Annotated in this window: 21 protein-coding genes; 10 read left to right on the top strand and 11 right to left on the bottom strand. The window is 53.4% G+C overall.

Annotated features, from left to right (window positions below):
* Window positions 1-29: 29 nt before the first annotated feature.
* The gene (yghB, locus tag OGX89_RS02500; protein WP_003024510.1) at window positions 30-689 is read left to right on the top strand and encodes a DedA family general envelope maintenance protein YghB; all 660 of its coding nucleotides are present in this window, start codon (window positions 30-32) and stop codon (window positions 687-689) included.
* A 90-nt stretch (window positions 690-779) separates the two neighbouring features.
* On the opposite strand, the gene OGX89_RS02495 is transcribed toward yghB, so the two are convergent.
* Window positions 780-1,679, bottom strand: coding sequence for an AraC family transcriptional regulator (locus OGX89_RS02495; RefSeq protein ID WP_032934199.1), 900 nt, complete (start codon window positions 1,677-1,679; stop codon window positions 780-782).
* 194 nt (window positions 1,680-1,873) lie between these two features.
* On the opposite strand from OGX89_RS02495, the gene yqhD reads away from it, so the two are divergent.
* From yqhD to OGX89_RS02475, 4 genes are all read left to right on the top strand, one after another.
* On the top strand, window positions 1,874-3,037 hold the full coding sequence (yqhD, locus tag OGX89_RS02490; RefSeq protein WP_063941827.1) for an alcohol dehydrogenase: 1,164 nt from the start codon (window positions 1,874-1,876) through the stop codon (window positions 3,035-3,037).
* Between the two features lie 104 nt (window positions 3,038-3,141).
* The gene (gene dkgA / locus OGX89_RS02485; RefSeq protein WP_008785816.1) at window positions 3,142-3,969 is read left to right on the top strand and encodes a 2,5-didehydrogluconate reductase DkgA; all 828 of its coding nucleotides are present in this window, start codon (window positions 3,142-3,144) and stop codon (window positions 3,967-3,969) included.
* A gap of 188 nt (window positions 3,970-4,157) precedes the next feature.
* Window positions 4,158-5,612 carry a DASS family sodium-coupled anion symporter gene (locus OGX89_RS02480; RefSeq protein WP_126957679.1) on the top strand — a complete coding sequence of 485 codons (1,455 nt, stop codon included), beginning with the start codon at window positions 4,158-4,160 and terminating at the stop codon, window positions 5,610-5,612.
* Between the two features lie 44 nt (window positions 5,613-5,656).
* Window positions 5,657-6,112, top strand: coding sequence for an HIT family protein (locus OGX89_RS02475; protein ID WP_008785817.1), 456 nt, complete (start codon window positions 5,657-5,659; stop codon window positions 6,110-6,112).
* 102 nt (window positions 6,113-6,214) lie between these two features.
* Here OGX89_RS02475 and OGX89_RS02470 read toward each other — a convergent pair whose 3' ends face one another.
* Window positions 6,215-8,386 (bottom strand): YgiQ family radical SAM protein, encoded by a 2,172-nt coding sequence (locus tag OGX89_RS02470; RefSeq protein ID WP_003024532.1) that lies wholly within the window; start codon window positions 8,384-8,386, stop codon window positions 6,215-6,217.
* 199 nt (window positions 8,387-8,585) lie between these two features.
* Between OGX89_RS02470 and OGX89_RS02465 the strand changes: the two genes are divergently transcribed.
* Entirely contained in the window at window positions 8,586-10,061 is a 1,476-nt protein-coding gene (locus tag OGX89_RS02465) for a TrkH family potassium uptake protein (RefSeq protein ID WP_003828387.1), read from the top strand.
* Window positions 10,062-10,077: 16 nt separating this feature from the next.
* On the opposite strand, the gene ftsP is transcribed toward OGX89_RS02465, so the two are convergent.
* From ftsP to OGX89_RS02445, 4 genes are all read right to left on the bottom strand, one after another.
* Entirely contained in the window at window positions 10,078-11,490 is a 1,413-nt protein-coding gene (gene ftsP / locus OGX89_RS02460) for a cell division protein FtsP (protein ID WP_008785819.1), read from the bottom strand.
* Between the two features lie 71 nt (window positions 11,491-11,561).
* Window positions 11,562-12,299 carry a 1-acylglycerol-3-phosphate O-acyltransferase gene (gene plsC, locus OGX89_RS02455; RefSeq protein ID WP_003024540.1) on the bottom strand — a complete coding sequence of 246 codons (738 nt, stop codon included), beginning with the start codon at window positions 12,297-12,299 and terminating at the stop codon, window positions 11,562-11,564.
* 195 nt (window positions 12,300-12,494) lie between these two features.
* Window positions 12,495-14,753, bottom strand: a complete 2,259-nt coding sequence (gene parC / locus OGX89_RS02450) for a DNA topoisomerase IV subunit A (RefSeq protein WP_003828391.1) — start codon at window positions 14,751-14,753, stop codon at window positions 12,495-12,497.
* 118 nt (window positions 14,754-14,871) lie between these two features.
* Window positions 14,872-15,270: a YgiW/YdeI family stress tolerance OB fold protein gene (locus OGX89_RS02445; RefSeq protein ID WP_003024544.1), complete on the bottom strand. Its 399-nt coding sequence runs from the start codon at window positions 15,268-15,270 to the stop codon at window positions 14,872-14,874.
* 150 nt (window positions 15,271-15,420) lie between these two features.
* Between OGX89_RS02445 and qseB the strand changes: the two genes are divergently transcribed.
* The 4 genes from qseB (at window position 15,421) to OGX89_RS02425 (ending at window position 18,462) form a co-directional block, all read left to right on the top strand.
* On the top strand, window positions 15,421-16,080 hold the full coding sequence (gene qseB, locus OGX89_RS02440; RefSeq protein ID WP_003828394.1) for a quorum sensing response regulator transcription factor QseB: 660 nt from the start codon (window positions 15,421-15,423) through the stop codon (window positions 16,078-16,080).
* Window positions 16,077-17,426 carry a quorum sensing histidine kinase QseC gene (gene qseC / locus OGX89_RS02435; RefSeq protein ID WP_003828395.1) on the top strand — a complete coding sequence of 450 codons (1,350 nt, stop codon included), beginning with the start codon at window positions 16,077-16,079 and terminating at the stop codon, window positions 17,424-17,426. Before qseB ends, qseC begins: the two co-directional genes overlap by 4 nt.
* A gap of 109 nt (window positions 17,427-17,535) precedes the next feature.
* Window positions 17,536-18,117, top strand: a complete 582-nt coding sequence (locus OGX89_RS02430) for an NAD(P)H-dependent oxidoreductase (protein WP_003828397.1) — start codon at window positions 17,536-17,538, stop codon at window positions 18,115-18,117.
* A gap of 30 nt (window positions 18,118-18,147) precedes the next feature.
* Window positions 18,148-18,462: a putative quinol monooxygenase gene (locus tag OGX89_RS02425; protein WP_003024557.1), complete on the top strand. Its 315-nt coding sequence runs from the start codon at window positions 18,148-18,150 to the stop codon at window positions 18,460-18,462.
* A gap of 106 nt (window positions 18,463-18,568) precedes the next feature.
* Here the strand turns inward: OGX89_RS02425 and parE are convergent, their stop codons facing one another.
* From parE to nudF, 5 genes are read right to left on the bottom strand one after another with little or no spacing between them, the layout of a single operon-like run.
* The gene (parE, locus tag OGX89_RS02420; protein WP_003024571.1) at window positions 18,569-20,461 is read right to left on the bottom strand and encodes a DNA topoisomerase IV subunit B; all 1,893 of its coding nucleotides are present in this window, start codon (window positions 20,459-20,461) and stop codon (window positions 18,569-18,571) included.
* A gap of 28 nt (window positions 20,462-20,489) precedes the next feature.
* Window positions 20,490-21,071, bottom strand: coding sequence for an esterase YqiA (yqiA, locus tag OGX89_RS02415; RefSeq protein ID WP_003024575.1), 582 nt, complete (start codon window positions 21,069-21,071; stop codon window positions 20,490-20,492).
* Window positions 21,071-21,898, bottom strand: a complete 828-nt coding sequence (gene cpdA, locus OGX89_RS02410; protein WP_008785825.1) for a 3',5'-cyclic-AMP phosphodiesterase — start codon at window positions 21,896-21,898, stop codon at window positions 21,071-21,073. The genes yqiA and cpdA overlap by 1 nt, the downstream gene beginning before the upstream one ends.
* Before the next feature lie 24 nt (window positions 21,899-21,922).
* Window positions 21,923-22,345, bottom strand: a complete 423-nt coding sequence (locus OGX89_RS02405; protein ID WP_003024582.1) for a DUF1249 family protein — start codon at window positions 22,343-22,345, stop codon at window positions 21,923-21,925.
* A complete protein-coding gene (gene nudF / locus OGX89_RS02400) occupies window positions 22,342-22,974 on the bottom strand; it encodes an ADP-ribose diphosphatase (RefSeq protein ID WP_048225550.1) in 633 nt (210 codons plus the stop codon). The genes OGX89_RS02405 and nudF overlap by 4 nt, the downstream gene beginning before the upstream one ends.
* Window positions 22,975-23,131: the final 157 nt, after the last annotated feature.

Raw genomic sequence — 23,131 nt, 5'->3', positions numbered from 1 at the left:
CACATAAACGCTGTTCCACAGGAAAGTCCATGGTAGTCATTCAAGATATTGTCTCCGCACTCTGGCAACACGATTTTGCCGCACTGGCGGATCCGCACGTGGTGAGCGTGGTGTACTTCGTCATGTTCGCCACGCTGTTTTTAGAAAATGGCCTGCTGCCAGCCTCCTTTTTACCCGGAGACAGCCTGTTATTACTGGCAGGAGCGCTGATCGCTCAGGACGTGATGAGTTTTTTACCTACCATAGCTATTCTGACGGCCGCAGCCAGTCTGGGCTGCTGGCTGAGTTATATTCAGGGACGCTGGCTAGGCAACACGCGCACGGTGAAAGGCTGGCTGGCGCAATTACCGGAAAAATACCATCAGCGCGCAACCTGCATGTTTGACCAACACGGTCTGATGGCGCTGCTGGCAGGGCGTTTTCTGGCGTTTGTTCGCACCTTGCTGCCAACGATGGCGGGCATTTCAGGGCTTCCTAACCGTCGGTTCCAGTTTTTTAACTGGCTGAGTGGCCTGCTGTGGGTCACCGTCGTCACCAGTTTCGGCTATGCGCTGAGCATGATCCCGTTCGTTAAACGCCATGAAGATCAGGTGATGACCTTTTTAATGATCCTGCCGATTGCCCTGTTAACCGCAGGTCTGTTGGGAACATTGTTCGTGGTGATTAAAAAAAAATACTGTAGCGCCTGAGTATTATCCGTAGCCGGGGTAATCCCCGGCATTTTGCCTGATGGCGCGCAGCTTTATAGCCTACGGTGTACCTGTCAGGCCTACAAGAAATCAACTCCCCTGCATCATACGAATTCTTGCCGCATCTTCCCCCGGCGTTACGCCAAAGAAACGTTTGAACTCCCGACTGAATTGCGATGCGCTCTCATAACCGACGCGCATGGCAGCCGCACTGGCCTTCATTCCATCGTGAATCATCATCATCCGCGCTTTATGCAGGCGATAACTCTTAAGATATTGCAGCGGCGACGTGCTGGTAACCGCTTTAAAATTATGATGAAACGCCGACACGCTCATGTTCGCCTCTGCCGCCAGCTGTTCTACATTGAGGTTTTCGGTGTATTTGGTTTCAATCCGCTTCAGTACCCGGCTTATCAAACTGAAATGCGTCTGGCGACTGACCAGCGCAAGCAAGGCACCGCCACGCGGCCCGGTCAACACATGGTAGAGGATCTCGCGAATAATCTGTTTCCCCAGAATACGCGCATCCAGCGGCCGCTCCATTACATCCAGCAGGCGCTCTGCGGCACAGAGAATTTCGTCAGAGAGTGTCGCAGAGTTAATCCCACTGGCAGCCATGGCGGGCTGGAACAGTTCGTCTTCCCCAATGTCCATCAGCAGCTCCTGCAATTGCAGAATATCGACATTCAGGTAAATACCGGCCAGAGGAACCTCCGGCGTCGCATAGGTTTCACATTCAAAGGGTAAAGGTACGGTTAGCAGCAGGTATTCGTTGGCGTCATAGCGAAATATGCGCTCATTGATGTAACCAATTTTATGTCCCGAAAAGAGAAATATGATGCCTGGCTGATACATGACTGGTGTACGTGCCGCCGGCTCCGTACCGTATAGCAGGCGGACATCTGGCAGCAGTTCGTTAAGTCTATTTTCATTGCTTTTCAGCTGCTTAATTTTATCTGTCAGCAGAAGGCAGATCTCATCACGGTTCATGGAGCACCATTTCATCATCGGTTTTCGACCCTGACATAATGCGCAGATTTATCCGTTTTCTCCAGCAGTCTGTAGAAATGGGCAAGACATCGGCAGAAATGAGCATTGAGAGCAGCGCGGCGGGCGACCACAATGTTCATCATCCGGCAGACACTCTCCTGCCCTCTTTTATTACCCACCAAAGGGAACGAGCAATGAACAACTTTAATCTCCATACCCCAACACGTATTTTGTTTGGTAAAGGCGCGATTGCTGAGCTGCGCGATCAAATTCCTCAGGACGCTCGCGTACTGGTTACCTACGGCGGCGGCAGCGTGAAAAAAACCGGCGTCCTGGCACAGGTTCAGGACGCGCTAAAAGGCCTGGATGTGCTGGAGTTTGGCGGTATCGAGCCAAACCCGTCTTACGAAACGCTGATGAACGCAGTAAAAATCGTGCGTGATGAGAAAGTGACGTTTCTGCTGGCAGTAGGTGGCGGTTCAGTGCTGGACGGCACCAAATTCATCGCGGCAGCGGCACAGTACGCTGACAGCATCGATCCATGGCGCATTCTGGAAACCCACGGCAGCGACGTAACAAGCGCCATCCCGATGGGCTCCGTATTAACCCTGCCTGCAACCGGCTCTGAATCTAACTCCGGCGCGGTAATTTCGCGTAAAACCACCGGCGATAAACTGGCCTTTATGACCCCGTTTGTGCAGCCAGTATTTGCCGTACTGGATCCGGTTTACACCTACACCCTGCCGCCGCGTCAGGTTGCAAACGGCGTTGTGGATGCTTTTGTTCATACCGTGGAACAGTATGTGACTTATCCGGTAGACGGGAAAATTCAGGATCGCTTTGCCGAAGGCATTCTGCTCACGCTGGTAGAAGAAGGTCCGAAAGCCTTGCAGGAGCCGGAAAACTACAACGTGCGTGCGAACGTCATGTGGGCGGCAACCCAGGCGCTGAACGGCCTGATTGGCGCAGGCGTACCGCAGGACTGGGCAACGCATATGTTGGGCCATGAACTGACCGCAATGCATGGTCTGGATCATGCTCAAACGCTGGCCATCGTTCTGCCAGCGCTGTGGAATGAAAAACGTGATACCAAGCGTGCCAAACTGCTGCAATACGCAGAGCGTATCTGGAATATCACCGAAGGTTCCGACGACCAGCGCATCGACGCCGCCATTGCCGCTACCCGTACTTTCTTCGAACAAATGGGTGTACCCACTCGCCTGTCTGACTACGGCCTGGACGGTAGCTCTATCCCGGCATTGCTGGAAAAACTGAAAGCACACGGTGGTACGCAACTGGGCGAACATCAGGACATTACGCTTGAAGTCAGCCGTCGGATTTACGAAGCTGCCCGCTAAGGTTTTTTAACCTCCGCCTTTCGTTTTTGGGTATTTATACCAGGCTTAAGTCACACCTAACTCACCGGGGGCTGCCCCGGTGACTGTAATCCAGGGGGGGAATTATGACCGGTCCAACCATTATCAAACTACAGGATGGTAACGTCATGCCGCAACTGGGCCTGGGGGTCTGGAAGGCAAGTAACGAAGAAGTCATCACCGCCATTCATAAAGCGCTGGAAGTGGGGTATCGCTCAATTGATACCGCTGCTGCGTACAAAAACGAAGAAGGTGTCGGCAAAGCAATACGCGATGCTGGCGTACCACGGGACGAGTTATTCATCACCACCAAGCTGTGGAATGATGACCAAAAACGCCCCCGGGAAGCCTTGCTCGAAAGCATGGAAAAACTCCAGCTTGATTACCTCGATCTATACCTGATGCACTGGCCGGTTCCGGCGATCGACCACTACGTTGAAGCGTGGGAAAACATGATCGACCTGCAAAAAGAAGGTCTGATTAAGAGCATCGGCGTGTGCAACTTTCAGATCAATCATCTCCAGCGGTTGATGGATGAAACCGGCGTACCTCCAGTGATTAACCAGATCGAACTTCATCCGCTTATGCAACAGCGCCAACTGCACGCCTGGAACGCAACGCATAAAATCCAGACCGAATCCTGGAGCCCGCTGGCGCAGGGCGGCAAAGACGTCTTTGATCAAAAGATCATCCGTGACCTCGCCGAGAAATATGGCAAATCACCGGCGCAGATTGTCATCCGCTGGCACCTGGATAGCGGGCTGGTGGTGATTCCGAAATCAGTCACCCCGGCGCGTATCGCAGAAAACTTTAACGTCTGGGACTTCCGCCTGGATAAAGACGAATTAGGCGAAATCGCGAAACTCGATCAGGGCAAACGTCTGGGGCCAGACCCGGATCAGTTCGGCGGTTAACCCCTTCCCTCCAGCCCGACACTCTCGTCGGGCCTTTACTGATTTGAAATATCAGGAAACAATTCACGCACATATATTGATGTATTTCTTGCAGTCGCTGGAGCAGCATTACGCAACATAACCTGTTAATTATTAAATAAATATATTTATTTGATGAATATATTCACCATATCCATAGGTGCGTAAGCGTGACTGAGAAAAAAAGTAGCGGAGTCAAATGGCTCCCATTAATTCTTATAATATTCATTTCTGCCGGACTGTGGCAACTTACCCCTCCCTCGGGGTTAAGTGCGCCAGCCTGGCATTCGGCAATTATCTTCGTCGCGACGATTGCCTCTATCGTGGCAAAAGTTTTACCCATCGGCGCGGTCGGTATTATTGGGATTACGGTTTTTGCACTCGCCTATGCTGCCGGGGATAAAACCGCCAGCGGCGCTATCACCACGGCACTGAGTGAGCTGAACAGTTCACTTATCTGGCTTATCGTCGTGGCTTTTATGATTGCCCGCGGATTTATCAAAACTGGCCTCGGACGACGCATTGCGCTGCAGATGATCCGTCTGCTCGGCAAGCGCACGCTGGGACTCGCCTATGGTCTGGCTTTTGCCGATCTGATCCTCTCCCCGGCAATGCCGAGTAATACAGCACGCTGCGGCGGCGTCATCTATCCGATTGCTGACTCTCTGGCACGCAGTTTCCATTCGAACCCGGAAGATGAGTCCCGCAGTAAAATCGGTACCTTTCTTATCACCTGTATTGGCAACGTCAACGACGTCACCGCCGCGCTCTTTATGACCGGCTATACCGGCAATCTGTTGGCGGTGAAACTGGCGGCCAATGCAGGCGTCGCGCTGACCTGGGGCGGCTGGTTTATGGCGGCGCTGCTGCCATGCCTGGTGTCCTTACTGCTGGTTCCACTGCTGGTCTACTGGATCGTGCGCCCGGAAATTAAGCACACGCCGGATGCCCCGAATCTGGCGCGCAAAGAGCTGGCGGAAATGGGCAGTATGTCTCGCGGCGAATGGCTGATGCTGGCTACCGTCGGCGTACTGCTGGTGCTGTGGATTTTTGGCGATACGTTAGGCGTCGACGCCACCACTGCCTCGTTCGTGGGACTGTCCATTTTATTGCTAAGCGGCGTTCTGAGCTGGGAAGATGTGAAGAGCGAGAAAGGTGCATGGGACACACTGATTTGGTTTGCCGCGCTGTTGATGATGGCGAACCAGCTGAAAAAACTGGGCTTCACCACCTGGTTTGGCAATCTGATCGGCGATAGCCTGAGCAGTACTATGCACGGTACCAGTTGGGTGATCGTCCTGCTGCTGCTGAACGCCGCCTACTTCTATACCCACTACTTTTTTGCCAGCGGTAATGCACAGATTGCCGCGCTGTACGCCGTTTTCCTCGGCGTCGGTCTGCATCTGAATATTCCCGCAGCCCCCACGGCATTAATGCTGGCCTTCACCAGCAGTTTGTACTGCTCGCTCACCCAGTACACCCACGCTCGCGGTCCAATCCTGTTTGGTGCCGGGTATGTTCCAACGGGCGTCTGGTGGCGCACAGGATTTATCATCAGCTTGTTTAACCAGGCGGTGTTTATCACCGTGGGTCTGATGTGGTGGAAGGTGTTGGGTCTGTACTAAACTGACTGCGTCCAGACGAATCACCTTACCTGCGGAGAAAAGGAATGACCTGTATTTTCTGTCAAATAGTTGAAGGTAAAGCCCCCTGCCATAAGGTCTGGGAAGACGAGCATCATCTGGCTTTTCTGTCGATTTTCCCGAACACCGACGGTTTTACCGTGGTGATCCCGAAAAAGCATTATCCCAGCTATGCCTTCGATATGCCGCCGCAGGCACTGGCTGATCTGATGCTGGCAACCCAAAAAGTGGCTAAGAAACTGGATAAGGCTTTCCCGGATGTCAGTCGTACAGGGATGTTCTTCGAAGGTTTCGGCGTAGACCATGTACACAGCAAATTAAGCCCCATGCATGGCACTGGCGATCTAACCCACTGGAAACCGATTGAAGCGCGGCAGAATAAATTTTTCGAGCAATATGAAGGATATCTGTCGTCACATGACCACGAACGAGCGGATGATGCAAAACTGGCCGCATTAGCGGCCAGAATTCGTGAAGCATAAATACTGCGTCTTTCTACCGGATGGCGGTACAAGGAACTTATCCGGCCTACAAAACTGTGCTGTACGTAGGCCGGATTAGCTTTCACCATCGGGCAAGACAGATTAGCGCCCTGCCACTTTCCCGCGTTTTTTGTTTGCAGCAGGCGTCTGGCGCTGATGCGCCACCGGTGTGTGCTTGGTCAACGCCGGACGGGTATGACGGTTCTGGCGACGCGCTTCGCGCATCTCTTCCAGCGTAGGTGCCGGGACCAGACATTCGCGACGACCGCCGATCAGATGCTTTTTACCCATATCTTCCAGCGCCTGGCGGATTAACGGCCAGTTAGCTGGATCGTGGTAACGCAGCAGGGCTTTATGCAAACGACGCTGCTTATCACCTTTCGGCACCACCACATCTTCACTCTTATAACCAATTTTACCCAGCGGGTTTTTCCCGGTGTAATACATGGTTGTGGAGTTCGCCAACGGCGATGGATAGAAGTTCTGCACCTGATCCAGACGGAAACGACGTTGCTTCAGCCACAACGCCAGATTCACCATATCTTCGTCACGCGTACCTGGGTGCGCGGAAATAAAGTACGGGATCAGATACTGCTCTTTACCCGCCTGTTTAGAGTAGGTATCGAACAATTCCTTAAAGCGATCGTAGCTGCCCATCCCCGGCTTCATCATCTTCGACAGCGGGCCTTCTTCGGTATGCTCTGGCGCAATCTTGAGATAACCGCCAACGTGGTGGGTCGCCAGCTCTTTGATATAGCGTGGGTCTTCAACCGCGATGTCATAGCGCACGCCCGAAGCGATGAGGATCTTTTTAATGCCTTTCAAATCACGCGCTCGACGATAAAGGTTAATCGTCGGTTCGTGGTTGGTGTCCATATGCGGACAGATATCCGGGTAGACGCATGACAGACGACGGCAGGTCTGTTCCGCGCGCGGTGACTTACAGCGCAGCATATACATGTTTGCCGTTGGGCCGCCGAGATCGGAAATCACGCCGGTAAAGCCCGGAACGGTGTCGCGAATGGCTTCGATTTCATTGATGATCGAGTCTTCAGAGCGGCTCTGGATGATACGACCTTCGTGCTCGGTGATCGAACAGAACGAACAGCCGCCAAAGCAGCCACGCATAATGTTGATCGAGAAACGGATCATCTCATAGGCCGGAATGCGGCTGTCGCCATACGCCGGATGCGGCACGCGTTTGTACGGCAGCGCAAAGACGCTATCCATCTCTTCGGTAGAGAGCGGAATGGCTGGCGGGTTGATCCAGATGTAGCGATCGCCGTGCTTTTGCATCAGCGCACGCGCACAACCTGGGTTGGTTTCGTGGTGCAGGATACGCGACGCATGCGCATACAGCACTTTATCGCCCTTCACTTTTTCGAAGGACGGCAGCAGCACGTAGGTTTTCTCCCACGGTTTCGGGCGCGGCGGCTGTACGGTTACCGCTTTCGCTTCCTGCTTTTTCGGTGCGACCGGTTTGTTGTCAGCACACGGCAGATCTTCACCATACGGATGCGGGATCGGGTCAATCTTGCCCGGCGTGTCGAGGCGCGTGGAATCCACCCCACTCCAGCCCGGCAGCGCTTCTTTAACCATAATCGCAGTGTTACGCACGTCGCGGATCTGATCGATGGTTTCGCCCATCGCCAGACGATGCGCCACTTCCACCAGCGGACGTTCGCCGTTGCCGAACATCAGCATGTCGGCTTTGGAATCCACCAGAACAGAGCGGCGAACGGTATCAGACCAATAGTCATAGTGCGCAGTACGGCGCAGGCTGGCCTCAATACCGCCGAGAATAACCGGCACATCTTTCCATGCTTCTTTACAGCGCTGGGTATAGACCAGCGTGGCGCGGTCCGGACGTTTGCCCGCAACGTTGTCCGGTGTGTAGGCATCGTCATGGCGCAGTCGGCGATCTGCGGTGTAGCGGTTGATCATCGAGTCCATGTTGCCTGCGGTCACACCAAAGAACAGGTTCGGTTTGCCCAAACGCATAAAATCGTCTTTGTTGTTCCACTCCGGCTGGGCGATAATCCCTACGCGAAAGCCTTGTGCTTCCAGCATACGTCCGCAAATTGCCATGCCAAAGCTGGGATGATCGACGTATGCATCGCCGGTAACCAGAATGATGTCGCAGCTATCCCAGCCAAGTTGGTCCATTTCGTCGCGTGACATCGGCAAAAACGGTGCCGGGCCAAAACAGGCAGCCCAGTACTGCGGCCAGGAGAAAAGGTCTCTGTCCGGCTGGATCAGGGATATTGCGCTCATAATGCTTCCAAAAATGGTAAAAAAATAATCAAAGGCCGAGGATTATACGCTGTATATCGGCAAGAAATGAAGTGGAGTCTGAACCAGACCAGTAGAAAGTTATATAAATTGTTAAATTTTACGACAATCATTTTTATCAATCATAATTAACACCATGCCAGCCAGCTGAGATAACTCTTTTTCGGCGGGGGATTTTTCATTGCGACTCAACGATTCACTGCATATTTCCCAGTTACGGGTTGTTGTTCACCTGTGCGGATTTCTGGTTCTTCTCTACAGCTTTTCTATGCTGCCACCGATGCTCATCGCTTTGTTAAATAAAGAGCGGAGCTTGTTCGCTTTTTTCAGCACATTTATGACTTTCTTCACCCTCGGCGGCGGGGCGTGGTTGGCAACCAAACATGCGGGTATTCAACTGCGCACCCGGGATGGTTTCGTCATTATCGTCCTGTTCTGGCTGTTGTTTTCATTTATCAGCGCGATGCCGATGTGGATGGACGATGGCTTAAACCTCTCTTTTGCGGATGCCCTGTTTGAAGGAGTTTCTGGAATTACCACTACAGGCGCAACGGTGATTGATGACGTCAGCGCCTTGCCGAAGTCGTATCTGTACTATCGGGCTCAGCTCAATTTTATTGGCGGTCTGGGTGTTATTGTCCTCGCCGTAGCGGTATTGCCGCTGCTGGGTATTGGTGGCATGAAGCTGTATCAGTCTGAAATGCCGGGCCCTTTTAAAGAAGAGCGCCTCACGCCAAGACTTGCTGATACTGCACGTACGCTGTGGATGACCTATGTCATTCTGGGTCTGATCTGTACTCTGGCCTACTGGGCTGCCGGGATGTCGTTTTTCGACGCCTTATGCCACGGGCTGTCGACGGTCTCTCTCGGCGGATTTTCCACTCGCAGCGAGAGCATCGGCTTTTATAACAGCCATGCCATTGAGCTTGTCGCCGGGATATTTTCACTGCTGTCTGCATTTAACTTCACCCTCTGGTACGTTGCTATCGTGAAACGTACCTTCAAACCCTTTCGTCGTAATGCCGAATTGCGTTTCTTTTTGCTTATTGCGTTGGTGGTCACTCTGATCGCCACCTGGCAAGTTTGGCGGGCAGGCATGTACGGATTAACGGACAGCCTGGTGCATGCTTTTTTTCTGGCCAGTTCGATGCTGACAGATAATGGCCTGTCGACGGCGGATTACGCACAATGGCCTTCGCACACGATCTTCATGCTGCTCAGCGCCAGTTTCTTCGGCGGTTGTGTGGGATCGACCTGCGGGGGGATTAAGGTGCTGCGCTTTTTGATTATGTTCAAGCAGTGCCGCCAGGAGTTACACCAGCTCGCGCACCCTCGCGCCCTGCTGAATATCAAAGTGGGCAATAGCGTGGTAAGCGACCGGGTAGTGCGTTCGGTATGGAGCTTTTTCTTTCTCTACGTTTTGCTCACCAGCTTTTTTATCTGGGCGCTCAATCTGATGGGCTACGATCTATTCTCCTCTTTCGCCACCGTCGCCGCCTGCATCAACAATATGGGGCTAGGATTTGGCGTCACCGCCACGACATTTGGCACCTTAAACGAGGAAGCAAAGCTACTGATGTGCGCGGCCATGATCATGGGGCGTCTGGAGATTTACCCCATTCTGATCCTGTTCTCGCGCATGTTCTGGCGGGCGTAACGAATACCCCGGCGCATTACGGCGCCGGGTTCACCAACATCTGTCCGATTGAGCCACGATCCGCCATTTCCAGCGTCTGGCTATTAAAGTAGAACGGGAAATGGGCCCAGGAAGGCTGTCCGTAATAAACCAGTAATTCAACCTGGCCATCAACCCAGACAGTATCTTTCCAGCCTCTGTCTTCCGGGAACGGCATCGCGCCATTCACATTACGGATCAGGAACGAGACGCCTTCAATATGGAAGGACTGGGGCATATCCGCCCGCACCGTCCAGCGCTCCCAGGAGCCCTGCTGGGCAGTAATATCCATACGATTGACGTCCCACAGCTGACCGTTGATGCCAGGATCGTCGTCCAGGCTGATATCACGGCTGCGAATCGGCGAACCGCTGAGGATTTCCGTTGGCAGCAGGCGCATTGGCAGGCTGTCAGTCACCAGCGGCAGAAGACCTGTCGGGCGCAACGTCAATACCAGCGTGGAGATGAGAATACTGGAAGGCTCAAAGAACCCGCGGATCCTGTCGACAATACTGGCCGCCTCACCACAGGTGATAGAGACCTCATTACCATTAGTCATATCCACCAGGATCTCACGACGCTCGCCCGGAGCCAGCGAGAGCTGCTTCACCGAAACAGGCGCAGGTAAAAAACCCTGATCGCCGGAAATCACATGCAGAGCACGGCCATCACTCATTTGCAGCTGGTAACGACGCGAGTTTGAAGCGTTCAGCAAACGCAAGCGCACCCAGCCGCGGGAGACTTCGACATACGGGCTTTGCGCCCCATTGACCAGCAGCGTATCACCGACAAAGCCACCGCTGCCGGGCTCGCTGTATTCCGGCGTGCCAAAGTTGTCCAGCCGCTTGTCCTGGATAATGACCGGAAAATCATCCACGCCATAGTGGTTGGGAATAGATAGTGATTTACTCACTTCATCTTCAACCAGCCACATCCCGGCAAGACCGTTATAGACCTGCTGAGCAGTACGATTTGGCGTATTAGCGTGATACCACAACGTGGCGGCATTCTGGCGAATCGGTAGCACCGGCGCCCAGTCAGCATTCGGGGACATCATGCGCGCCGGGCCGCCCATCAGCGGGCCAGGTACCTGTAACCCGGCGACGGTCATCGAGACATTTTCAGTCAGACGGTTGCTGTAGATAAGCTTGACGTCATCCCCTTTCCAGACGCGGATTGTCGGTCCCAGATAGCGGCCGTTAATTCCCCAGACAGGTGCGCGCGTGCCTTGCGTAAAGGACCAGTGCGCACGTTGCAGCGTCATAAATAGCGGCTGCCCCCGGCGGGATTCCAGCAGCGGAGGCACGGGTAACGGTTGTTGCTGACCGGCAGCATTAGCCTTCAGCGGAACAGCACCTGCACACAGTGCGATCCCCGATGCCTGAATGAACTGACGCCGACTGAATGACATATAAACTCCATAAAAAACTGGCTATTAACACGCAGGAAGTCATTTCCTGTAAAAAACCCGAATTGCGCGGATTAAACCTTACCGGCGGCTTCCCGCTCAGCAACTTCTTTATCGAGTTCTGCGATTTTTTGTTCCATCAGCGTGCGGCAATGCGCTGCCAGTTCACGAACCTGATCTTTCCCAAAGTGGCTAATATCCACCGGCGGCAACATCTCGACAATCGCCAGACCATTATTGAGTCGATTGAGTTTTATCTTGTTCGAGGTTGTGGAAACGCACACCGGAATGACCGGGACACCTGCAGCAATCGCTGCATGGAACGCACCGGTTTTAAACGGCAGCAGACCGCGACCACGGCTACGCGTCCCTTCCGGGAACATCCAGATAGAAATGCGACGTTTTTTGAAATGATTCACCACGGCAGCAATGGTGCTGTGCGCTTTAGCGCGGTTGTTTCTGTCAATCAACAGGTTACCGGTTAACCAGTACAGCTGCCCGAAGAAAGGGATCCACAGCAGGCTTTTTTTACCTACTGTCACCGTCGGCGGCTGAACGATATTCGCAGCGGTAACCATGTCATAGTTGTTCTGATGGTTACAAATATAGATAGCATTACCATAGTTCTGCGCGTCTGCCGGCATGCGGCACTCGACCTTCAGGCCATAAAGGGGAGCCAGGCGGCCAAACATATGACCGAACGTTGCGACGTGTTTTGGATTTCGTGGGCTGAACAGACAGTATATGCAACCGAAAATACAGACCAGAACGCAGTAAATAACAGTAATAATTAAACGAAAAATATATAGCATAACAACCTCTAAGGCCTAAGAGCCTGGCATTTTACGTCACCTGATTCATCATGCGGTATCAGGTTAGGGCTTTGTTAAGGGCGGCTCTCTGGAAAAGCGTATTGTTAATCGCAACGCACGAATAAACAACGGTTTCACGGGAATTTTTAACGTTGGCTCTCCCTGGGCTTTAACAGGGAGAGCCGGACGGTAGCGTTATTCTTCGCTGTCGCCGTGACTGGCGCGTCGAGGCGAGTCAATCTCAATGCTGTCGATACGCTGCAGACCACGCATTAGCGTGCCGCGACGACCGCGCTCACCGGTCACTTTCTGCAACTCTTCAGGACGCAGTTTGATTTTGCGCTTACCGACGTGGATGGTCAGCGTGCTCTGCGGCGGCAGCACGTAAAGTTGCGCCAGACCATCCTCGCCTTTCGCCGCTTCCGCTGAAGGGATATTAATGATCTTGTTCCCTTTGCCTTTCGACAACTGCGGTAAATCGCTCACCGGGAACATCAACATGCGACCGGCCTGGGTAATAGCCAGTAGCATGTCGGTTTCATCTTCAATCACCACCGGCTGCATCACGCGCGCATTTTCTGGCAGCGTAATCAACGCCTTACCAGCACGGTTACGTGCGACCAGGTCATTGAAGGTGCAGACAAAACCGTAGCCCGCATCGGAGGCCATCAGCAGTTTCTGATCGTCGCCTTCCATCAGCATGTGCTCAACCGTCGCGCCTGGCGGCAGCGTGAGCTTCCCGGTCAGCGGTTCACCCTGACCACGCGCCGACGGCAGCGTAATCGGGTCGATGGCATAGCTGCGTCCGGTCGAGTCCACGAACACCACCGGCTGGTTGCTCTTACCCTTCACTGCCGACTTAAAGCTGTCGCCCGCTTTATAGCTTAATCCCGGTGCATCGATGTCGTGGCCTTTGGCGCTACGCACCCAGCCACTCTGGGACAACACAATGGTCACCGGCTCAGATGGCAGCATGTCGTGCTCGCTCATCGCCTTCGCTTCTTCGCGCTCCTGCAACGGAGAACGACGATCGTCGCCATAGGCGTCTGCATCGGCCTGCAGCTCTTTCTTCAGCAGGTTACTCATTTTACGTTCGGAAGCCAGAATGGCCTGCAACTGATCGCGCTCTTTCGCCAGCTCATCCTGCTCACCGCGGATTTTCATCTCTTCGAGTTTGGCAAGGTGGCGCAATTTCAGCTCAAGGATGGCTTCAGCCTGGGTTTCAGAAATGCCAAACCGCGACATCAGCTCAGGCTTAGGTTCATCTTCATGACGAATAATTTCGATTACTTCGTCAATGTTGAGGAACGCCACCAGCAAACCTTCAAGGATGTGCAGGCGCTTGAGCACTTTTTCCAGACGATAATTCAGGCGGCGACGCACGGTATCGCGGCGGAACGCCAGCCATTCGGTGAGGATCTCCAACAGGTTTTTCACCGCCGGACGACCATCAAGACCGATCATGTTCAGGTTGATACGGTAGCTTTTTTCGAGATCGGTAGTGGCAAACAGGTGGTTCATCACCTGCTCCATATCCACACGATTCGAGCGCGGGACAATCACCAGACGGGTCGGGTTTTCGTGATCCGATTCGTCGCGCAGGTCGTCTACCATCGGCAGCTTTTTATTGCGCATTTGAGCGGCGATCTGCTCCAGCACTTTTGCCCCGGAAACCTGATGCGGCAGCGCGGAAATCACCACCGCGCCGTCTTCTTTCGTCCATACCGCACGCATACGTACGGAGCCGCGTCCGTTTTCGTAAATTTTACGAATCTCCGCGCGAGAGGTAATGATCTCCGCTTCGGTCGGGTAATCCGGCCCTTGCACGATATCCAGCAACTGATCCAGCGTCGTTTTCGGCTGCTCAATCAGAGTAATCGCTGCTTTTGCCACTTCACGCAGGTTATGTGGCGGAATGTCCGTTGCCATACCAACGGCAATACCGGTCGTACCGTTCAGCAGAATATTTGGCAGACGCGCAGGCAGCATCTTCGGCTCCTGCATGGTGCCGTCGAAGTTTGGCACCCAGTCCGACGTTCCCTGACCGAGTTCGCCCAGCAAGACTTCCGCATATTTAGACAGGCGTGATTCGGTATAACGCATCGCCGCGAAGGATTTCGGATCGTCCGGTGCCCCCCAGTTCCCCTGCCCGTCAACCAGCGGGTAACGGTAAGAGAACGGCTGCGCCATCAGCACCATCGCTTCATAGCAGGCGCTGTCGCCATGCGGATGGTATTTACCCAGCACGTCACCGACGGTACGGGCGGATTTTTTAAATTTGGCGCTGGCATTCAGCCCCAGTTCGGACATCGCGTACACGATGCGACGCTGAACGGGTTTCAAACCATCGCCAATAAACGGCAACGCCCTGTCCATGATGACGTACATGGAATAGTTCAGATAGGCGTTTTCCGTGAATTCATGCAGCGCCAGGCGCTCTGCCATATCGCTCATTAATCGTGGTTCCTCAACTTTGTACCCCTCTATTGAAGGGCAATATTGCCGCAGATACTACCCTATCTGGCGTGTTGAGTCACAAAGAAAAGGGCCGCGAATGCGGCCCTGATGGGGATTACTTAGCAACTTTGGTAATCTGTTTCACGTCGATTTCAACGGAGTTCCAGTCTTTATCCACTTCACCCTGGATTTCAACCACATCCTGCGGTGTGACGGTTACGCCGTTCCAGCGCTTGTGGTCGATATCCACATTCACCGTGCCGGTCGCATCTTTAAACACGTACAGGTCGTCGGAAATACGCTCAACGATGTTCCCACGCAGGGTAACCCAGGTGTCATCACGCAGTGATTTGGCGCTTTCTACCGTCGTGCTGCTACCGTTCGGGCCGACAAATCCGCCGTTTTGGCTCTGCGTGGTGGTTGTCGTTGGCCCAGAGAAGCCGCCCTGCTGAGCTGCCAGAACAGGTGCGGAACACAGTGCCATTACGGCAACCATTGCAGCTAATTTTTTCATCGTCATGTCTCCCTTTCATGTTGGTTTACGACTATTAAATAAGTTAATCCTTAACAAGTTCTTAAGGCAAAAAAAGATACTTTTTTTGCTGTACAGAGACTGTAGCCACAGGTTTACTGACTGCAAATGAGTTATCGCAGGGATGAACATATGCGTATTTTACTGATCGAAGATGACACGTTGATTGGCGATGGCCTGAAAACAGGTCTGAGTAAAATGGGTTTCAGCATCGACTGGTTTACCGAAGGTCGCCAAGGGAAAGAAGCACTCTACAGCGCACCTTATGATGCGGTAATCCTCGACCTGACACTGCCGGGCATAGACGGACGGGACATTTTGCGCGAATGGCGAGCCAACGGAAAGCAGGAGCCTGTGCTGATTCTGACCGCTCGCGACGCGCTGGCAGAACGCGTTGAAGGCCTGCGCCTGGGCGCAGATGACTATCTGTGCAAACCCTTTGCGCTGATCGAAGTTGCCGCCAGACTGGAGGCACTGGTACGTCGTGCCAGCGGCCAGGCCAGCAACACATTGTGCCATGGCCAGGTAACGCTCGATCCCGGCGCGCTGGTCGCCACGGCGGCGGGTGAACCTTTGTCACTCAAACCTAAAGAGTTCGCGCTGCTGGAACTGCTGATGCGCAACAAAGGTCGCGTCCTGCCCCGCAAACTGATTGAAGAAAAACTGTATACCTGGGACGAAAATGTCTCCAGCAATGCGGTTGAGGTCCATGTCCATCACTTACGCCGTAAGCTCGGCAGCGACTTTATCCGTACCGTACATGGCATTGGCTATACCCTGGGTGACGCATGAAACTCACACAACGCCTCAGCCTGCGAGTCAGGCTAACGCTTATTTTTCTGATTCTGGCATCAGCGACCTGGGCCGTATCCAGTTTTGTGGCCTGGAGGCAGACTACCGATAATGTCGATGAACTGTTTGATACGCAGCTGATGCTGTTCGCCAAGCGGCTTAGCACGCTGGATATCAGCGATGTCACCACCTCAAGCACGATGGCCCGCACGCCAAAAAAACTGAAACATGGCCATATTGATGACGACGCACTGGCGTTTGCCATCTACTCCACCGACGGCAAAATGGTGCTACACGATGGCGACAATGGCCAGGATATTCCCTACAGCTACAGCCGGGAGGGGTTTAGCGACGGCCAACTCAGGGGCGACAACGATTCCTGGCGCTTCCTGTGGCTGAATTCCGCTGATGGAAAATATCGCATTGTGGTGGGCCAGGAGTGGGAATACCGGGAGGATATGGCGCTGTCGATCCTTACCGCACAGTTAACCCCGTGGCTGGTTGCGCTGCCGCTGATGTTGCTGATCCTGGTGGTCATGCTGAGTCGCGAACTCAGGCCGCTAAAAAAACTGGCGCAAGCTCTGCGCTGGCGCGCCCCGGAGTCAGAAGAACCGCTCGACCCGAAAGGTGTGCCAAGCGAAGTGCGCCCGCTGGTTGAATCGCTTAATCAGCTGTTTACCCGTATCCACTCTATGATGGTCCGCGAACGACGCTTTACCTCTGACGCTGCTCACGAGCTACGCAGTCCGTTGACCGCGCTGAAGGTGCAAACCGAAGTGGTGCAACTGTCAGACGACGACCCGCAAACGCGGGAAAAAGCGCTGGTGCAGCTGCATGCGGGAATTGAACGCGCCACCCGACTGGTCGATCAGCTCCTGACGCTTTCGCGCCTCGACTCCCTCGATAATCTTCAGGATGTGGCAGAAATCTCGCTGGAGGAGCTACTGCAATCCGCGGTGATGGATATCTACCACCCGGCCCTGCAGGCGCATATTGACGTACGTTTGCAGATTAACGCACACAATATCACGCGCACAGGACAGCCGCTGTTGCTGAGCCTGATGGTACGAAATCTGCTGGATAATGCCATTCGCTACAGTCCGCAGGGGAGCATTGTGGAAGTGACGCTCAACGCCCGTAACTTCAGCGTCAAAGATAATGGTCCTGGCGTTGCGCCGGAGGTACTTACACACATCGGTGAACGCTTTTATCGTCCACCGGGACAAAGCGTGACCGGCAGCGGCCTCGGCCTGTCGATTGTCCGCCGTATCGCAACACTGCATGGAATGTCAGCCTCGTTTGGCAATGCCCCGGAAGGTGGCTTTGAAGCAAAAGTCAGTTGGTAATTGCGTTATTGTTGCTCACATAGCAAAAGACTTTGCACATTTTGCTAATTTCACCGCACCGCTGGTGGGAGTAAAATCGTCCTCAAACGTATTTCCTTGAGGACACAAAATGAGCAACATTCTAATTATCAACGGGGCGAAAAAATTCGGCCATTCTAATGGTCAACTGAATGACACCCTGACCGAGGTCGCGGACGGTATCCTGCGCGACCTCGGGCATGATGTTAAAGTCGTACGCGCAGACAGCGATTATGACGTAAAAGCAGAAGTGCAGAATTTCGTCTGGGCCGATGCGGTTATCTGGCAGATGCCTGGCTGGTGGATGGGCGCACCGTGGACCGTGAAAAAATACATCGATGACGTGTTTACCGAAGGTCACGGTACGCTGTACGCCAGCGACGGCCGCACACGTTCAGATGCCTCTAAAAAATACGGCTCCGGCGGGCTGATTCAGGGCAAAAAATACATGCTGTCCCTGACCTGGAACGCACCGATGGAAGCCTTCACTGAAAAAGACCAGTTTTTCCATGGCGTTGGCGTTGATGGCGTCTATCTCCCGTTCCATAAAGCAAACCAGTTCCTGGGAATGGAAGCGCTGCCGACCTTTATCACCAATGACGTGATTAAAATGCCGGACGTCCCGCGTTATATCGCAGAATATCGCAAGCATCTGACCGAAATTTTTGGTTAACTGGTAACCTGGAATTAGAAGGAGTTAACCATGCTTACCGTTATTGCAGAAATCCGTACACGTCCAGGTCAACATCACCGCCAGGCGGTACTGGATCAGTTTGCTAAAATCGTTCCGACCGTACTGAAAGAAGAAGGCTGCCACGGCTATGCGCCGATGGTGGATCATGCCGCAGGTGTCAGTTTTCAGACCACAGCGCCAGATTCAATCGTGATGGTTGAGCAGTGGGAAAGCATTGCGCATCTTGAGGCGCATTTGCAGACCCCGCATATGAAAGCCTACAGCGAAGCCGTGAAAGGTGACGTGCTGGACATGAATATTCGTATTCTGGAGTCGGGCATTTAAGATTGTCGATTTGCCGGGTGACGCTTAGCTATCCGGCATAAATCGCTTCGTCAGATGAGAGCCGGATAAGGCATTTTACGCCCGTCTCCGGCTTTTCTACATGCAATTACCCTTCGAGATCCGCCAGGTCGCCTTTCTCTTGCAACCAGTTTCGACGATCTTCAGAACGCTTTTTGGCCAGCAGCATATCCATCATTGCGTTGGTACGCTGATCGTCTTCATCATCGATAATGAGCTGCACCAGGCGACGGGTGTTCGGATCCAGCGTAGTTTCACGAAGCTGCATCGGGTTCATTTCACCCAGACCTTTAAAGCGCTGCACGTTCGGCTTGCCTTTCTTGCGCTTTAACTGCTCCAGTACGCCCGCTTTCTCTTCTTCCGTCAGCGCGTAATACACCTCTTTACCAAGGTCGATACGGTATAACGGCGGCAGCGCCACGTAGACGTGACCGTGTTTCACCAGCGTGCGGAAGTGTTTCACAAACAGCGCGCACAGCAGCGTGGCGATGTGCAGGCCATCGGAGTCCGCATCCGCCAGGATACAGATCTTGCCGTAGCGCAATTGGCTCAGATCGTCGCTGTCCGGATCGATGCCGATCGCCACGGAAATATCGTGAACCTCCTGCGAAGCCAGCACTTCATCGGAAGAGACTTCCCATGTATTGAGGATCTTACCTTTCAGCGGCATGATCGCCTGATATTCACGATCGCGCGCCTGCTTGGCCGATCCGCCCGCCGAGTCACCTTCGACAAGGAACAGTTCGGTGCGATTAAGATCCTGTGCGGTACAGTCCGCCAGTTTACCCGGCAGCGCCGGACCGCTGGTCAGCTTTTTACGCACTACTTTTTTCGCCGCACGCAGACGACGCTGCGCGCTGGAAATCGCCATCTCAGCCAGCAGTTCGGCTGACTGCACATTCTGGTTCAGCCACAAACTGAATGCATCTTTCACCACGCCAGAGACGAATGCCGCACACTGACGCGAAGAGAGGCGCTCTTTGGTTTGTCCGGCAAACTGCGGATCCTGCATTTTTACCGACAATACATAAGCACAGCGATCCCAGATATCTTCCGCCGACAGCTTCACGCCACGCGGCAGGATGTTACGGTATTCACAGAACTCGCGCATCGCATCCAGCAGTCCCTGACGCAGACCGTTAACGTGCGTACCGCCCTGCATGGTTGGGATCAGGTTCACATAGCTTTCGGTCAGCAGCTCGCCGCCTTCCGGCAGCCAGAGCAGCGCCCAGTCCACCGTCTCCGTCTCACCGCTGAAATTACCGATAAACGGTTTTTCCGGCAGCGTCGGTAGGCCATTCACCGCTTCGCTCAGATAGTCATTTAAACCATCCTGGTAGCACCAGCGCTGCTCGCTGTTGTTGACCTCATCCTTAAAAGTGATCTCAACGCCTGGGCACAGTACCGCTTTTGCTTTCAGTACGTGCGTTAAGCGCGAAACAGAAAAACGCGGGCTGTCAAAGAAGCTTTCATCCGGCCAGAAGTGCACGCTGGTCCCAGTATTGCGTTTGCCGCAGGTACCGACTACCTGTAAATCCTGCACTTTATCGCCATTCTCAAACGCGATGTTGTATACCTGCCCGTCGCGGCGCACGTTCACTTCCACACGTTTGGACAGGGCGTTGACGACGGAGATACCCACACCGTGCAGACCGCCGGAGAACTGGTAGTTCTTGTTAGAGAACTTGCCGCCCGCGTGCAGACGACAGAGGATCAGCTCAACCGCCGGAACGCCTTCTTCAGGGTGAATATCTACCGGCATGCCGCGTCCGTCATCAATGACTTCCAGTGACTGGTCGGCATGTAAGATCACGTCCACGCGTTTTGCGTGACCCGCCAGTGCTTCATCCACACTGTTATCAATCACTTCCTGTCCAAGATGGTTCGGACGGGTCGTATCGGTGTACATCCCAGGGCGACGGCGTACCGGCTCAAGCCCAGTGAGTACCTCAATGGCATCAGCGTTATAAGTTTGCGTCATGGTTTAAATAAGCAATTCGAATTGATCGTCAGAAACTGTGCAGTCCAAGGAAATCGACAATCGGGTTGAAATAATCTTCGAAGCCCGTGAATGCGTGGTTTCCGCCCTCAATAACTGTCTGACGGCAGGAGGCGTAATACGCCACCGCCTGGCGGTAGTCCAACACTTCATCGCCCGTTTGTTGGAGCAGCCAGATCAAATCCGGCGCTTCCAGCGGGTCAATCTGCATGACTTTAAGATCGTAAATATGGCGTGACTCTAGCACATATTGCTGCCCCGTGTAGGGGTTCTCGTTTTGACCGAGATAGTCGACCAGCAGTTCATAAGGCCGTACGGCAGGGTTCACCACCACTGCCGGCAGCATAAAACATTGCGACAGCCAGGTGGCGTAATAACCGCCTAAAGAGGAACCGACAATCCCCAGCGACTCTCCGCCATGTTCAAGAATGATCGATTCCAGCATCTCTGCGGCCTGCGCTGGATACGGAGGTAGCTGCGGCACGATCATCTCAACGTGCGGGTGGTGCTCCGCCAGCCAGTTTTTCAGTAAACACGCCTTCGCCGAACGAGGAGAGCTATTAAATCCGTGAAGATAGAGAAGCGTAGACATCAGTAGCCTTCTGAAGCGGTATCAGGGTGGAACCGATTACCCTGCAGACGACGTACCTGAGTCTGCAACGTTCCGTCGGCAAAAAGCTCCAGCGTCCGCCAGCCTGGGCTGATGGTATCCAATGTGAAGTTGGAACAGTGCGGTTTAAACTGCACGCAGGTCGACGGCGTCGCCAGCAGACGGCGACCGTTCCAGTCCAGATCCAGTTCCTGATGAATATGCCCGCACAATAGATACCTGGCGCGAGGATAATTCACCAGCACGTTATCCAGCTCAGCGGCATTACGCAGACTGTGCTGATCGAGCCAGCTGCAGCCTGCAGGCAGAGGATGATGATGCAGAAGCAACAAGGTATTACGCTCTGGCGCATCAGCAAGTTTACGCTCCAGCCATTCGAGCTGGAATTCACTTAACTCACCGTGGGGAACGCCGAACACCTGGCTGTCCAGCAACAATATTTGCCACTGTTCGCCAATGAAAACACGTTTGGCCGGGGAAATGCCCGCATCCTGCAGCGCGCTGTACATTGCCGGCTGAAAATCGTGATTGCCCGGTAGCCAAACGCAAGGCGCACGAAAACTTGCGATGCCCTCAGCAAAATGCTGATAAGCCGCAGCGGATTGATCCTGCGCCAAATCACCCGTCGCGACGATCAGATCGTACTCAGGCGACTCTGCATGTATTGCATCCAGTACGGATTGATAGCTGTCCCAGGTGTTCACACCCAGCAGCGTTTCATGCTTTTCGGCAAACAGGTGAGTGTCTGTAATTTGTAAGATCCTGACTCTGGCCTCACCAGCCAAAGGAAGGGTTAACAGGCTTTCCAAATGGTGTCCTTAGGTTTCACGACGCTAATAAACCGGAATCGCCATCGCTCCATGTGCTAAACAGTACCGTAACCAGTCGGCCAGAAACTGATTAATTTGATGCTTTTCGTCGCGTTGATGCAACTTTTTATTTGGATAATCATACCGCGCTTTGAAGCGAAAGATCTGCTGACTTGAACACACTTCAGCCACCCTTGCGTCATGATACAGGCGCACAGTCAATGACGGCAGGCTCCAGTAAGTGACGGCCGGTGCCGTTTGTTCGATCGCGACAAGCGTAGTGTATCGGGTCGATTCAACGATCGTTAACCGATATTGTGCGTTTGCTACCTGATAGCTCACTGTTTCACCGGCTGCATCATTACGTGGCAGCAGGCGGCGCAATTGCGAATAGTTGGTTTCGCACAGACGCATCATTTCAGGGAAGTCAGGTGTGTAACGCTTCATTTTTTCCACTCAGTTTTTAACTCTTGATAGTGCAGCTGTAACCATTGCAAGGCGATGACAGACGCTGCGTTGTCGATTTTCCCCTCTTCTACCCATTGGTAAGCCTGTTCCCGGCTTACCACATGAACACGAATATCTTCGTTTTCATCAGCCAGACCGTGTATTCCGCTCGCGGTCGTGGCGTCCACTTCGCCGACTAAAATAGACAGACGCTCACTGGTGCCACCTGGGCTTGCCAGATAGCTCAGAACGGGTTTCGTCCGTTTAACTTCCAGCCCGGCCTCTTCCATTGCTTCACGACGGGCTACATCTTCAACGGTTTCGCCCTCTTCGATCATTCCGGCTACCATTTCCAGTAGCCACGGGCTTTCGCTGGTATCAAATGCCGCAATACGAATCTGCTCGACCAGCACAACTTCATCCCGCTCAGGGTCAAAGGGTAGCAAGACAGCCGCGTGTCCGCGCTCAAAAATTTCGCGCGTTACCTCACCGCTCATCCCCCCGTTAAACAGGCGGTGGCGAAACCGATAAAGATCCAGTGAAAAAAAACCGCGGTATAGCGTTTCTCGTGCAATAATTTCTACATCATTTTTAGTGAAAGTCATTGGCAAGTTGTCTGGTTTACGCATTGTGCTGTCCTGAAACCAATAGTGATTAAAATGTGAATTTCAAGGTCGTTTGACTGATGTTTGAACGCCCTTGTGTTAAATTGATGCAAATTAACGCCGTATGGCACGTAACGCCAACTTTTTGAAGTGGCGGATTCTGCTAGAATCAGCAAATATT

This window comes from Citrobacter sp. Cpo103 (assembly GCF_030332605.1).
Taxonomy (GTDB): domain Bacteria; phylum Pseudomonadota; class Gammaproteobacteria; order Enterobacterales; family Enterobacteriaceae; genus Citrobacter; species Citrobacter portucalensis.
Note: the sequence above shows the minus strand (reverse complement) of the source record. Positions and strands in the feature narration are given on the sequence as shown.

Excerpts from the sequence above, each read along its gene's own strand:
- yghB (WP_003024510.1), top strand. The coding sequence starts at position 30 with ATGGTAGTCATTCAAGATATTGTCTCCGCACTCTGGCAACACGATTTT.
- OGX89_RS02495 (WP_032934199.1), bottom strand. The coding sequence starts at position 1,679 with ATGAACCGTGATGAGATCTGCCTTCTGCTGACAGATAAAATTAAGCAG.
- yqhD (WP_063941827.1), top strand. The coding sequence starts at position 1,874 with ATGAACAACTTTAATCTCCATACCCCAACACGTATTTTGTTTGGTAAA.
- dkgA (WP_008785816.1), top strand. The coding sequence starts at position 3,142 with ATGACCGGTCCAACCATTATCAAACTACAGGATGGTAACGTCATGCCG.
- OGX89_RS02475 (WP_008785817.1), top strand. The coding sequence starts at position 5,657 with ATGACCTGTATTTTCTGTCAAATAGTTGAAGGTAAAGCCCCCTGCCAT.
- OGX89_RS02470 (WP_003024532.1), bottom strand. The coding sequence starts at position 8,386 with ATGAGCGCAATATCCCTGATCCAGCCGGACAGAGACCTTTTCTCCTGG.
- ftsP (WP_008785819.1), bottom strand. The coding sequence starts at position 11,490 with ATGTCATTCAGTCGGCGTCAGTTCATTCAGGCATCGGGGATCGCACTG.
- plsC (WP_003024540.1), bottom strand. The coding sequence starts at position 12,299 with ATGCTATATATTTTTCGTTTAATTATTACTGTTATTTACTGCGTTCTG.
- parC (WP_003828391.1), bottom strand. The coding sequence starts at position 14,753 with ATGAGCGATATGGCAGAGCGCCTGGCGCTGCATGAATTCACGGAAAAC.
- OGX89_RS02445 (WP_003024544.1), bottom strand. The coding sequence starts at position 15,270 with ATGAAAAAATTAGCTGCAATGGTTGCCGTAATGGCACTGTGTTCCGCA.
- qseB (WP_003828394.1), top strand. The coding sequence starts at position 15,421 with ATGCGTATTTTACTGATCGAAGATGACACGTTGATTGGCGATGGCCTG.
- qseC (WP_003828395.1), top strand. The coding sequence starts at position 16,077 with ATGAAACTCACACAACGCCTCAGCCTGCGAGTCAGGCTAACGCTTATT.
- OGX89_RS02430 (WP_003828397.1), top strand. The coding sequence starts at position 17,536 with ATGAGCAACATTCTAATTATCAACGGGGCGAAAAAATTCGGCCATTCT.
- OGX89_RS02425 (WP_003024557.1), top strand. The coding sequence starts at position 18,148 with ATGCTTACCGTTATTGCAGAAATCCGTACACGTCCAGGTCAACATCAC.
- parE (WP_003024571.1), bottom strand. The coding sequence starts at position 20,461 with ATGACGCAAACTTATAACGCTGATGCCATTGAGGTACTCACTGGGCTT.
- yqiA (WP_003024575.1), bottom strand. The coding sequence starts at position 21,071 with ATGTCTACGCTTCTCTATCTTCACGGATTTAATAGCTCTCCTCGTTCG.
- OGX89_RS02405 (WP_003024582.1), bottom strand. The coding sequence starts at position 22,345 with ATGAAGCGTTACACACCTGACTTCCCTGAAATGATGCGTCTGTGCGAA.
- nudF (WP_048225550.1), bottom strand. The coding sequence starts at position 22,974 with ATGCGTAAACCAGACAACTTGCCAATGACTTTCACTAAAAATGATGTA.